The following is a 12,947-nucleotide window of genomic DNA, read 5'->3' on the forward strand; positions in this document are numbered from 1 at the left end:
TCATCGGTTTTTCCCATCTCATCCCCCCTTCCGGCCCGCGGCCGGAACGAGAAAGGCCGCCCGCGAAAACCACGCCGGCGACTGAACGCCACTATCCCCGGGGGCAGCGACCGGCGGCGCGAGGGAGGGCAAAGGCAACATCCCCGGTCCGTCGAGAAGAGCGGTCGGTGCCGAGCGCCACATCAGCGCCGAGCGCCCTAGGCAAAATTCGGCGGCTGTGCTAACCTCGCCATCGACCCGAGTTTCGGGTCGATGACCTATTTGGGAGGCCTGCTTTTGTTCAAGACACGCGCCCTGGCGACCCTACTCTTCTGGCTGGCCCTGACCGGCGTTCCCCAGGCCGAAACCGGGCTCAGCCAGCGCCAGTGGGTGGTCAGCCTGGTGGAAGCCCTCGGCTGGTCCTTCGGCCTCCCCGACCACCCCCAGGACCTCGACTATCACCGTCTCCTCGATGGCCGGCGGCAATGGCGCATCGAAGGCGAGGAGAGCTTTCAGCCCGGCGATGCGGTCTCGGTCAAAACCTTCGAAACCTTCGGCCCCTACAGCGGCTCCGGCTGGCTCAACGGACTCTCCGGCCGTACCTCTGCCACCCTGCGCTTTCTCCTTCCGCATAGCGGAAATTATCGACTCAGCGCGGCCCTGCGCCGCCCGGGGCACCGCATCACCCTCGGCGGCCGCACCTGGGAGGCCGACGGTCCCCTGGAGTTTGGTCGGGTGGTGCTCGGGGAGGTCGAGTTGACCCCCGGTATGCAGGAAGTGCTCATCGATCTCCCCCCCGACGGCAGTTTCGATTATCTGGAACTGAGCGCCCCGGAACAGTCACTGATCGAACCTCTCGGTGGCTGGCACTTCGAAGAAGCGCTAACTGCCGAGGTTCTGGCCCTTTCCGTAATCCAGTTGTTACATCTCGAAGCCGCCCTTCCCCCGACCCCCGAAACCTTCATCATCGAGGCAGAAGATGCCGCCTTTCGTCAGGGGGCCGAGCCGACCGAAGCGCGCCTGCTGGGAGAACCGAGCGGCGGGCTTTGGCTACGGGCCGGTAACCTCGCGGGGAAACTCCGCCTCGATTTTTTCCTCCCCAGCCCCGGCATCTGGACCCTGAGCCTGCGCGGCGCCGGCGAAACGCCGATCTTGGCCCGACTCGACAAGCGCCGAACCTTGAACTATCCCAGTCCGGGCTACCTGCAGGATCAGGCTCTCGGTTCGCTTCTGCTCGGGGAGGGAAATCACTCCCTAGAGCTGCAGCTGCCGCCGCGCACGGGGATCGACTATCTCCGCCTCGACCGGCGCGCCTCCCGGGGGGAAGATTATCGCCGCCTGGTCGGACTGCCCCCGGAGGGTGTGTCGTTCAACCCGACCCAGATCGATCGGCTGCTCGCCCTGCTGGCGGCCATCGGCGCGCCGCGCTGAGAAGAACACCATGGCGATCTGGCACTTCCTGTCGGCCTATGCCGCCGGCCTGGCCAGCGCCCCTTACCTGCCCGCCCCCTGGGACAGCCCCCTCGTTCCCGGCCTCTGCGCCTTTGTCGCCGGAATCAGCGTCCTTTTTATCCGCCGCCTCGGCATCGTCCTCCCGATCCTCTTCTTCTATCTGCTCGGCATCGCCTTCTACCAGAACGCCCTCAGCCCACCGACCGCTCCCGACCACATCCGCGCCTTTACCGGCACCCAGACCTGGGTTATCGAGGGGCGGGTGCGCGCCCTGGCCCAGCGACAAGGAGGAGGATTCAACCTGGAGATAGCGACGGAAAGAATCGTCGACGGCGAAGAAAGCCGTGCCGTTTCCGGGATCCTTTTGGTTTCCATCGACCAGGGGGAGAGCCCGGTGCGCAGCGGCAGCCGGGTCCGCTTCATAGCGCGACCGCGGGCACCCCGTCCCTTCGGCCTGCCCGGCGAGTTCGACTATCCCCGGCATCTTGCCTATCGCGACATTTTCGCCACCGCCCACCTGACCGACACCCGCGAACTGGTGGTCTTCGCCGATCCTCCTGGAGTGGGGCTGACCCCGTCGCGCCTGCGGGAAGGGCTGGGCAAGGCCATCGACCGGGCGGTTTCCGATGAGGCGGCGCCCCTGGTTCGCGCCCTGGTCATCGGCGACAAAAGCCTCCTGCGCCAAGAGGATCGCGAACGCCTGGCCCGGGGTGGGGTCTCTCATCTTTTCGCCATCTCGGGACTGCATCTCGGCCTGGTCGCGGCGCTCCTTTATGCCGGTGCCAATCTCCTCTATCGCCGCTCCGAACGCCTCCTGCTGCTGGCCCCCGCGCGGCGACTGCTGCCGCTACTGCTGCTCGCTCCGCTCTTCGGCTATCTGCTCCTCACCGGCGACGGCATCGCCACCCGCCGCGCCTTTGTCATGCTCACAGCGGTCGCGCTGCTGATGTCAGCAAACCGACAAACACCGCCGGTAAAACTTCTGGCCAGTTGCGCTCTGATCTTTCTCCTCGCCGAACCGCTGATCCTCTTTCAGCCGGCCTTCCAGCTCTCCTTCGCCGGGCTCTTCGGCATCCTGGTACTGGTGCCCCGCTGGCATCCGGGAACGCGACGCTGGCCGAAAGGGCTGAGCTATGCGGTCGGCCTCGCCTTGACCACCGTCGCCGCGACGGTCACGACAACCCCGCTGGTCCTGGCCAACTTTCACCTGCTCGCCCCCGCCGGGCTCGTCACCAACCTCTTCGCGGTCCCCCTCATCGGTCTCGTCGCCGTCCCCCTCGGGCTGGGAGGGGCGCTTCTGCTTCCCCTGTGGGAGGCGGGCGCCAACCTGCTTCTTACCGGCTGTGGGCAAGTGACCCTCGGCGTGTTGGAACTGGTCGACCGCACCGTCGACCTGCCCTTGCTCCGGGCGCTGACCTGTTACGCCTCTCCCGGCCTGCTGGCAGCCTCGGCACTTCTCGCCCTCAGCCTGCTGCTGCCCGGAGGAAGTCGGCGGCGTTGGTTGGGAAGAGCCGGCTGCGCCCTGTTCGCCGGATTGCTCCTTATCGCACCGGAAAGAAGTTCGTCGGCGCTGACTGTCACGTCCCTCAGCGTCGGTCAGGGGGATGCCACCCTGCTGACTTTGGATGGCGGACGGCATTTCCTCATCGACGGCGGCGGCTTTCATGATACCCGTTTCGATGTCGGCCGTCGTCTGCTCGCACCGGCCCTCGGCCGCCTCGGGGTACGCCGTCTCGAGGCGGTCATTCTCACCCACGACCACCCCGATCACAGCCAGGGGCTGACGGGGGTATTGGAAACCTTTCCCGTCGATGAATTCTGGACGGCGCAACCGGCCGAAAAGCTGAACGATGCCCTGCGCGCCAGCTTGGCCAAGAGCGGGGTCCCTGTCGTCATACAACCGCCGGGCTGGAGCCTGCGACGGGAAAGGGACGAGCGATCACTGTGGATTTTTACCCCGGAGCAGAACACGGACAATCTCAACGATGCCTCTCTCGTGCTGCTCGTTCGGGATGGCGATAACGGCGCCCTTTTGACCGGCGACCTGGAGGAAGCGGGGATCGAACAACTGCTTGCGCACCCCTTGCCCTATCAAGTCAATCTACTGAAACTGCCCCACCACGGCAGCGGCAAATGTCATCCCGAATGGCTGCTCGACGAAGTGCGCCCAAAACTTGCTTTCGCCTCGCTGGGATTCGGCAACCGCTTCCGCTTTCCCCACGTCCGGGTGACGGACGCCCTGGAAGCGCGGGGCATTCCCCTCTGGCGCACCGACCGCGATGGCAGCCTGAGATTCGTCAGCGATTCCCGCACCTGGCAAGCAACCCATTGGAACCAAAGGCTATTCCGTTGACACTAAATTGGCACTCTGCTACTCTGCTATTCTAGCTATGAGGAGCACCTCGGAATGAAGAAACCTACCATTCTGGTTGTCGATGACGAACTGTTCTTTCGCCGCCTCTATTCCGAGTTGCTGGCCGAGGAAGGCTACCAGGTCGAAACCGTCGCCACCGGCGACAGCGCCCTGACCCGCCTGCGCCAGGGGGGAGTCGACGTCGTCCTGACCGACATGGTCATGCCCGGCATCGGCGGACTGGATGTTTTGCGTCTGGCGCGGGGCCTCGACAATCCTCCCGAAGTCATCCTCGCCACCAGCCACGCCAGCCTGGAAACTGCCATCCACGCCCTGAAAAGCGGCGCCCGCGACTATCTGCTGAAACCCTTCGACCCCGAGGAACTGCGCCACTTGGTCCGCAGCTGCATCGAACAACGGCGCCTGCTCGACGAGAACTCCCTGCTCAAGAGCCAGATCCGTCTCTACCAGGCGGGACAGAACCTGGCGTCGCAGATGGAACTTGACCGGCTCATGTCCCAAAGCATTGAAACGCTGCTGCGAGAGATCGGCGAAGGACGCGGCTTTGCTTTTTTGCAGGAACGCAACCGCACCCCGCGCCTGCTCGGCAAGCAGGGGACCGACAGCGACGTCCGGTTGATCGCCATGGCCCAGGCTCTCTTTCCGGAGCTGCGCGATATCGGCGGGCTGCGCCTGATGCGGCGCGGCGAGCTTCCGGAAAATGTCGCCATCCCCCAGGATCTGCGCGAACTCTGTGTCTTCCCCCTGCGCTTCGGCAAACATCTGCGCGGCGCCCTCTTTTTATACAACACCCCCGGCTCGGACCTGCCCACCCCCTTCCCTTACGAAAACCTCCTGTTTTTGGCCGAACAGGCGGCCAGCGGTTTTTATAACGCCTGCCGTTTTCAGGGGACCAAGGATCTCATCTACATCGACGACCTGACCGGGCTGCACAACTACCGCTACCTGCAGGTCATGCTCGATCAGGAAATCCGGCGCGCGGATCGCTACGGCCAGGAACTCTCCATGATTTTCATGGACCTCGATCACTTCAAGGGGGTCAACGACAGCCATGGGCATCTGGCCGGCAGCCGGGTTTTGCGGGAAGTCGCCGATCTGCTGCGCGGCTGTATCCGTGAGGTCGACCTGGCCTTTCGTTACGGCGGGGACGAATTCACCGCGCTGCTGGTGGAAACCGGCGCGACCGGAAGCGCCGTGGTCAGCGAAAGGATCCGCAAGACCATTGAAGACCATGTCTTCCTGGCGGAAAGCTCCACGCCGGTGCGGATTACCGCCACCGTCGGGCATGCGGTCTACCCCAGCGACGCCGCCAACAAACAAATCCTTATCGATCTGGCCGACCAGGCCATGTATCAAGGCAAGCTGGTACGCAACGTCACCCGCGCCGCCGCGGAACTGAAAGAATGAAACACCCCCCGCGCAACCCCCGCTTGAAAGACTGAGACCCTTCGCCGCACGGATCCGAGACCGCTGACCCGACCGGGCCCCGGCCTACCGCCTCCCCTCTGCGATTACTCCATCGATATTTTCCCGAATTCAATGAAAGGTTTGCTGGCGTGAGCATCACAGGCATCAAGGGCATGAACGACATCCTGCCCGGAGAAGTGGAAACCTGGCAATTTCTCGAAGAACAGGCGCGCCGGATCTTCAGCCTCTACGGCTTTTCCGAGATCCGCGTCCCGGTGGTGGAAAAAACCGAACTCTTCCAGCGCTCTATCGGCGAAACGACCGATATCGTCGAAAAAGAGATGTACACCTTCCGCGACAAGAGCGACAACTCCCTGACCCTGCGTCCGGAAGGAACGGCGCCGGTCATGCGCGCTTTCATCCAGAACAAGCTGCATACCCGCGACCCCATCGCCAAACTTTATTACATGGGGCCGATGTTCCGTTACGAACGCCCGCAGAAAGGGCGCTACCGTCAGTTCCACCAGATCGGCGCCGAAGTGATCGGCGTCGAAGATCCGAAAATCGATGCCCAGGTTCTGACCATGCTCGCCCACTACTTCGAGGCCGTGGGCATCACCGATGTCGAGCTGCAGATCAACTCCCTCGGCTGTCCTGAATGTCGCCCCGGCTATCGGCAGGCGTTGACTGCCTTTCTTGAAGATCGCCTGGAAGCGCTCTGCGAAGACTGCCGCCGCCGCTACCGGACCAATCCTCTGCGGGTGGTGGACTGCAAGGTTCCCGGCTGCAAGGAGGCGACCGTCGGAGCGCCCTCGGTCCTCGACCATCTCTGCGGCGATTGCACGGAGCATTTCACCCGCGTGCAGGAGCATCTGCGTGAAGTGGGCACGGCCTTTTCCATCAATGCGCGCATGGTGCGGGGCCTTGATTACTACACCAAGACGACCTTCGAGATGGTGACCGGCAGCCTCGGCTCGCAGAATGCCGTCGCCGCCGGCGGCCGTTACGACGGGCTGATCAAGGACCTGGGCGGGCCGCCCCTGCCCGGCATCGGTTTTGCCATGGGTGTCGAGCGCCTGGCGCTGATGAAGGGAGAGGCACGGATCGAAGCCGCCCGGCCCGATCTTTTCCTGGCGGCCCTCGGCGAAGAGGCCAGCCGCTACGCCTTCGCCCTCATGTCCCGGCTGCAACGACGCGGGCTGCGTACGGAAATGGACTACGAAGGGAAAAGCCTCAAAGCCCAGTTGCGCCGTGCCGACAAGCTGATGGCCAAACGGGTACTGATCCTCGGCGAGGACGAAATGGCAAGCCGGCAAGGCCAACTGCGCACCATGGAAACCAGCACCCAAGAGAGCGTCCCCCTGGACGGCATTGAGGAATTCCTGGTGGTGGCAGCGCCCCCCGCCCCCTGACGAAAGCCCCGCGGGATAGTTCTTGACGACCCCCGGACCGCGTCACTATAATTGCCAATTCGCTAAAATCAGCCATTAAGAAACCAACTTATCGATACGGGGAGGATATGAACTTGAACGACGTGCTGGGAGACTGGAAAAGAAGTCATTATTGTGGGCAGGTTACTGCCGTGGAAGTCGGCCGGGAAGTCTGTCTGATGGGTTGGGTGCAGCGCCGCCGCGACCACGGCGGCCTGATTTTTATTGACCTGCGGGATCGCGAGGGGGTCATACAGCTGGCCCTCGACCCCGACCGCGATCCGGAAGCCCACGGCAAAGCCGACCGGGTACGCAACGAATTCGTTGTGGCGATCAAGGGCAAGGTCTCTCCGCGCCCTGAGGGGACCGTCAATCCCAAAATGAAAACCGGCGAGGTCGAAGTCGAAGTCAGCGACCTGCGCATTCTCAATACCGCCAAGACCCCGCCCTTCATGCTCGACGAATATACTGAGGTCGCGGAAAATATCCGCCTCAAGCACCGCTATCTCGACCTGCGCCGCCCGGCGGTACAGAACAACCTGATGCTGCGCTATCAGGTCACCCGCACCGTCCGTCGCTATCTCGACGGCCAGGGTTTCCTCGACATCGAAACTCCCGTTCTGACCAAGAGCACCCCCGAAGGCGCCCGCGACTATCTGGTGCCGAGCCGCGTCAATCCCGGCACCTTCTACGCGCTACCCCAGTCCCCTCAACTCTTCAAACAGTTGCTGATGGTTTCCGGCTTCGACCGCTATTTCCAGATCGTCCGCTGCTTTCGCGACGAGGATCTGCGCGCCGATCGCCAGCCCGAGTTTACCCAGATCGACTGCGAGATGAGCTTTGTCGACCGCGACGACGTCATCCGGGTCATGGAGGGAATGATCGCCACCATCTTCAAGGAAGCGATCGGCGTCGACGTCTCCCTGCCGATGGCGCGCATGACCTACCAGGAAGCCTTGGCCCGCTACGGGGTGGACAACCCTGATCTGCGCTTCGGGCTGGAGCTGGTAGAAATCTCCGACCTGGTCGCAAGCTCCGGCTTCAAGGTCTTCGCCGACGCCGTCGGGAACGGCGGCATGGTCAAGGCGATCAACGTCAAGGGCGGGGCGACCCTGTCGCGCAAAGAGCTGGATGAGCTCACCGAGTTTGTCAAGATTTACGGCGCCAAAGGTCTGGCCTGGGTGAAGATGACCGAGGAAGGTTGGCAGTCACCCATCGCCAAATTTTTCACCGCCGATGAACTGGCCGCCCTCAACGGGCGCCTGGATGCCCAACTTGGCGACCTGTTGTTGTTCGTGGCCGACTCCTTTCGAGTCACCAACGAAGCCCTCGGCCGCCTGCGTGGGCACCTGGGGCAGCGCTTGTCCCTGGCCAAAAAGGACGACTACCAATTCGTCTGGGTCACTGACTTCCCCCTGCTCGAGTGGGATGAGGAAGCCCGCCGCCACGTCGCCGTCCATCACCCCTTTACCGCGCCAATGGATGAAGACGTTCCCCTGCTGACCACCGATCCGGGCAAGGCCCGGGCCAAGGCCTACGATCTGGTCCTCAACGGCTCGGAAATCGGCGGCGGCAGCATCCGTATTCACGATCAGGCCGTGCAGAGCCAGATGTTCGAGCTGATGGGCATCGGTGAGGAAGAGGCACGGGTCAAGTTCGGCTTCCTGCTTGACGCCCTGGAATTCGGCGCCCCGCCCCATGGCGGCATCGCCTTTGGTCTCGATCGCCTGACCATGATCCTGACCGGGTCCGAATCGATCCGCGACGTCATCGCCTTCCCGAAAACCCAGAAAGCCACCTGTCTGATGTCGGAAGCACCGGGAGTCGTCGACGAAAAACAGCTGCGCGAACTGCACATCAAACTGGCGGTCAAACCCAAGTAAGACCCACGACCGGAAGGGCGCCTACAAGCGGCGCCCTTCCGGTCCAACCTCCCTTCACGAATTCAACGGCCGACAAAGATCGTCGCATGAGCCGATTTCTTCTTCCTGCACTTCTCCTTATCCTTCTCAGCCACGGCTGCGCCTCTGCCCCCCACCGGGAACTTGAAGCCGCGCGTGCGGCCCTTGCCGAAGCACACTCCTCTGGTGCCACCGAGCTGGCACCCGCACGCTATCGGACCGCTCAAGAGGTTCTGGAGAACAGTGAAGCTCTCATGGCCAGCGGTCAATATCGCCAGGCTCGAGAAACCCTTCCTTACGCAGAAGCCCTCGCTCGGCAAGCCATCGAAGCGGCCCACGAGGAACGAAAACGGCGTACCAGCGAAGCCCGGATCACCCAGGAAATGCTTCAGGGACTCAAGGAACAACTAAGGGAAGAAGCCAAACTCCGGCCACGCCCGATGACATCAGACCCTAAGCCCTCCCGGCCCGTGCCTGCCACCGGCAAAGACAATGCCAAGGGGAAGACCAATCCGGCAACGGTTCCGACGGATGAAATCCCCCCCGTACCCGCCCTGCCCTCCCGTTACACCGTCACCGACGGTGAAACCCTCTGGATCATCGCCGGCAAGAAAGAAATTTATCAGGACCCCCTACTCTGGCCCCTGCTCTACCGTGCAAATCGGGATCAGATCAAGGATCCCCGGCGGGTTTACGGCGGCCAAACCCTCACCATTCCTCGCGACCAGAGCGAATCGGATCTCGCCGAAGCCAGGGCCTCGGCACGGGAATCGGACGCCTTCCCCATCGCCCCCCGCATGAACGCCGGATCCACCCCGGATACGCCCTAGCCTACACCTGTAAAAGCGCCATCCCCGCAGCAAACCCCCTAAGAGCGCAACACAATTTTTCTTGACATATATTAACCTTTTGCATACTGTATACACGCTTTAGGGGCAGAAAATGAGTTCTCAACCCCCCTTTAGTGATTAAATTCAAAAGGTTCCAAGCCCGACGCAACGGTCGTTCCGCTCGGATCCAGGTTGTTCGATGCAAGACGATCCTGAGTTTCATCCAAGCTTACCGAAGGCCGGTCATTCCCGCCCTTCGGCTCTGAGCTCTGGCGATACCGGCATAAAAACTAAGGAGAGAACATGACAACGAAAACAGCAACGATTATCTGGTCCGAAATTGACGAAGCCCCGGCGCTGGCGACCTACTCCCTGCTCCCCATGGTGCAGAAGTTCCTTAAGGGATCCGGCGTCAATGTTGAAACCAGGGACATCTCCCTCTCGGGCCGTATCATCGCGAACTTTCCCGAAAGCCTGACCAAAGAGCAGCAGATTCCCGACTTTTTGGCGCAACTGGGTGAACTGACCCAGTCCCCCGACGCCAACATCATCAAACTGCCAAACGTCAGCGCTTCCATCCCCCAGTTGCAAGACGCCATCAAAGAACTGCAAGAAAAAGGCTATAAAATTCCGGACTATCCGGAAGAACCCAAAAACGACGCTGACAAGGCCCTGCAGGTACGCTTCGCCAAATGCCTGGGCAGCGCCGTCAACCCGGTATTGCGTGAAGGGAACTCCGACCGTCGCGCCGCTGCTTCGGTCAAGAAATTCGCCCAGAAAAACCCGCACAAAATGATGCAGCCCTGGCCGGAGAACTCCAAAACCCGCGTCGCCCATATGACCGACAACGATTTCTACGCCAGTGAAACTTCCGTTACCGTTCCCGCCGCGACCAAAGTCACCTATGAGTTCGTCGGCAAGGACGGCAGCGTCAAGGTCCTGAAAAAAGACATGCCGCTGCAAGCCGGTGAGGTTCTGGACTCATCTTCCATAAGGATTGCAGCTCTTCGCAAGTTCTTTGCAGAGCAGATTGAGGTCGCGAAAAAGGACGGCGTATTGCTCTCCCTGCACCTCAAAGCAACCATGATGAAAATATCCGACCCTTACATGTTTGGGCAATGCGTCACCGTTTTCTATAAAGACGTTTTCGATAAATATGGCGATGTCTTCAAGGAAATCGGCGTTAACATCAGCAACGGCCTGGGCGACGTCTATGCCAAGATCAAACGCCTGCCCGAAGCCAAGCGCGCCGAAATCGAAGCGGCCATCATGGACGTCTACAAAACCCGTCCGGCCCTGGCGATGGTCGACTCCCGCAAAGGCATCACCAACCTGCATACCCCCAATGATGTCATCATCGACGCCTCCATGCCGGTCGTGGTGCGCGACGGCGGCCGCATGTGGAACCTGGAAGACAAACTCCAGGACACCATCGCCATGATTCCCGACCGCTGCTACGCCACCATCTACAAAACCATCATCGAAGACTGCCAGAAGCACGGCCAGTTCAACCCGGCGACCATGGGCCATACTTCCAACGTCGGCCTGATGGCGCAGAAAGCCGAGGAATACGGCTCTCATGACAAAACCTTCTTCGCCCCGGCGGACGGGAAAATCCGCGTGGTCGACGCCTCCGGCAAAGTCCTGCTGGAGCAGACGGTGGAAGAAGGGGACGTTTTCCGTTCCTGCCAGACCAAGGACGAGCCGATTCGTGACTGGGTCAAACTGGCGGTCTCCCGCGCCAAGGCTTCCGGCGCCCCCGCCATCTTCTGGCTCGACGACCGTCGCGGCCACGATGCCCAGATCATCCAGAAGGTCAATACCTACCTGAAGGATCACGACACCAGCGGGCTCGACATCCGCATCATGCGTCCCGACGATGCGATGAAGCTGGCTTGCGAACGCGCCCGCGCCGGCAAAGACACCATCACCTGCACTGGTAACGCCCTGCGTGACTACCTGACCGACCTCTTCCCGATCATCGAGCTCGGTACCAGTGCCCGCATGCTCTCCATCGTTCCCCTGCTCAAAGGCGGCGGACTCTTCGAAACCGGCGCCGGCGGTTCCGCGCCCAAGCATGTCGAGCAGTTCCTCAAAGAAGGGCACCTGCGTTGGGACTCCCTGGGTGAATATTGCGCCCTGGTCCCCTCTCTCGAACTGGCGGTCAAACAGACCGGCAACGAAAAAGTTCAGCTCTTCGCCGACACCTTGGACGAGGCGGTCACCAAGTATCTGGAAAACGCCAAGGCGCCTTCCCGTAAGGTGAATGAAATCGACAACCGCGGCAGCAACTTCTACCTGATCATGTACTGGGCACAGGCCCTGGCCGCCCAGACCAAGGATGCCGAGATCGCCAAGCGTTTCGCCAAAGTCGCCGCCGACATGGCCGCGAACGAAGCCAAGATCAATCAGGAACTGCTCGCTGCTCAGGGCAAGCCGGTCGATATCGGCGGCTACTATCGCCCCGACCCGGTCAAAACGGCCAAAGCGATGTGCCCCAGCGCGACGCTGAACGCAATCATTGAAGCGATGTAACTGTCTAGCGGAATCGGGGGAACAGTCTCCCCCGATTCCGTACTTTCATTTCCCAACATAAGGAGAGATCATCATGGCAAGAGCGAAAATCGCACTTATCGGTGGCGGACAAATTGGTGGCGTTCTGGCTCAACTCTGCGCCCTGCGCGAACTCGGCGACGTCGTCCTGTTCGACATCGTCGAAGGCCTGCCCCAGGGCAAGTGCCTCGACATCGCCGAAGCTTCTCCCGTTGACGGCTTTGACGTTTGCCTGAAAGGCACCAACGACTACAAAGACATCGAAGGCGCCAACGTCGTCATCGTTACCGCCGGCCTGCCCCGTAAACCCGGCATGAGCCGCGACGATCTGATCGAAGTCAACAGCAAGATCATGACCTCGGTCGCCGAAGGCATCAAGAAATACGCTCCCCAATCTTTCGTCATCATTATCTCCAATCCTCTCGATGCAATGGTTACCCTCTGCCAGAAGGTCACCGGCTTCCCCTACGAGCGCGTTATCGGCCAAGCCGGCGTTCTTGACTCGGCCCGGTTCAAAGCCTTCATCGCCTGGGAACTGGGCGTATCGGTCAAAGACGTTGTCGCTATGACCCTCGGCGGCCACGGCGACGACATGGTACCTCTGGTCCGTTATGCCAGCGTTCAGGGCATCCCGGTCATGGAACTGCTCGAGCAGAAGTACGGCAGCGCCGCCAAGGCCGCTGAAGTTATGGAAGCCATGGTTAAGCGCACCCGTGGTGCCGGTGGTGAAGTTGTCGCCCTGCTCAAAACCGGCAGCGCATTCTACAGCCCGGCCTCTTCCGCCATCGCCATGGCGGAGTCGATTCTCAAAGACCAGAAGCGGGTTCTGCCCAGCTGCGTTTATCTCAACGGCGAATTCGGCGTCAAAGGCTACTTCGTCGGCGTTCCCACCGTCCTTGGCGAGAAGGGTGTCGAGCGTATCCTGCAGTTCAAACTGGATGCCACCGAGCAGGCCATGATGGACAAATCCGTCAATGCGGTCAAAGAACTTGTCAGCAGCATGAAGTAATTTCATGAGGTT

Annotated in this window: 8 protein-coding genes; all 8 read left to right on the forward strand. The window is 61.4% G+C overall.

Annotation, left to right across the window (positions count from 1 at the left end):
* The first annotated feature begins 276 nt into the window (after positions 1–276).
* Positions 277–1,410 carry a hypothetical protein gene (locus BQ4888_RS03265; protein WP_140396583.1) on the forward strand — a complete coding sequence of 378 codons (1,134 nt, stop codon included), beginning with the start codon at positions 277–279 and terminating at the stop codon, positions 1,408–1,410.
* A 10-nt stretch (positions 1,411–1,420) separates the two neighbouring features.
* On the forward strand, positions 1,421–3,784 hold the full coding sequence (locus BQ4888_RS03270) for a DNA internalization-related competence protein ComEC/Rec2 (protein WP_092053653.1): 2,364 nt from the start codon (positions 1,421–1,423) through the stop codon (positions 3,782–3,784).
* Positions 3,785–3,838: 54 nt separating this feature from the next.
* Complete coding sequence (locus BQ4888_RS03275; protein WP_092053656.1) at positions 3,839–5,212, forward strand: GGDEF domain-containing response regulator; 1,374 nt, start codon at positions 3,839–3,841, stop codon at positions 5,210–5,212.
* A 173-nt stretch (positions 5,213–5,385) separates the two neighbouring features.
* Complete coding sequence (gene hisS / locus BQ4888_RS03280; protein ID WP_217882306.1) at positions 5,386–6,624, forward strand: histidine--tRNA ligase; 1,239 nt, start codon at positions 5,386–5,388, stop codon at positions 6,622–6,624.
* 113 nt (positions 6,625–6,737) lie between these two features.
* On the forward strand, positions 6,738–8,525 hold the full coding sequence (aspS, locus tag BQ4888_RS03285) for an aspartate--tRNA ligase (RefSeq protein ID WP_092053701.1): 1,788 nt from the start codon (positions 6,738–6,740) through the stop codon (positions 8,523–8,525).
* Between the two features lie 86 nt (positions 8,526–8,611).
* Positions 8,612–9,373 (forward strand): LysM peptidoglycan-binding domain-containing protein, encoded by a 762-nt coding sequence (locus BQ4888_RS03290; protein ID WP_092053660.1) that lies wholly within the window; start codon positions 8,612–8,614, stop codon positions 9,371–9,373.
* Between the two features lie 303 nt (positions 9,374–9,676).
* Positions 9,677–11,908 (forward strand): NADP-dependent isocitrate dehydrogenase, encoded by a 2,232-nt coding sequence (locus tag BQ4888_RS03295; RefSeq protein ID WP_092053661.1) that lies wholly within the window; start codon positions 9,677–9,679, stop codon positions 11,906–11,908.
* A 73-nt stretch (positions 11,909–11,981) separates the two neighbouring features.
* Positions 11,982–12,935, forward strand: a complete 954-nt coding sequence (mdh, locus tag BQ4888_RS03300; RefSeq protein ID WP_092053664.1) for a malate dehydrogenase — start codon at positions 11,982–11,984, stop codon at positions 12,933–12,935.
* The last annotated feature ends 12 nt before the right edge of the window (positions 12,936–12,947 follow it).

Origin of the sequence: Desulfuromonas acetexigens, from assembly GCF_900111775.1 — a bacterium.
Classification (GTDB): domain Bacteria; phylum Desulfobacterota; class Desulfuromonadia; order Desulfuromonadales; family Trichloromonadaceae; genus Trichloromonas; species Trichloromonas acetexigens.

Coding starts and splice junctions, on each gene's coding strand:
- BQ4888_RS03270 (WP_092053653.1), top strand. CDS start 1,421: ATGGCGATCTGGCACTTCCTGTCGGCCTATGCCGCCGGCCTGGCCAGC.
- BQ4888_RS03275 (WP_092053656.1), top strand. CDS start 3,839: ATGAAGAAACCTACCATTCTGGTTGTCGATGACGAACTGTTCTTTCGC.
- BQ4888_RS03295 (WP_092053661.1), top strand. CDS start 9,677: ATGACAACGAAAACAGCAACGATTATCTGGTCCGAAATTGACGAAGCC.
- mdh (WP_092053664.1), top strand. CDS start 11,982: ATGGCAAGAGCGAAAATCGCACTTATCGGTGGCGGACAAATTGGTGGC.
- hisS (WP_217882306.1), top strand. CDS start 5,386: ATGAACGACATCCTGCCCGGAGAAGTGGAAACCTGGCAATTTCTCGAA.
- BQ4888_RS03290 (WP_092053660.1), top strand. CDS start 8,612: ATGAGCCGATTTCTTCTTCCTGCACTTCTCCTTATCCTTCTCAGCCAC.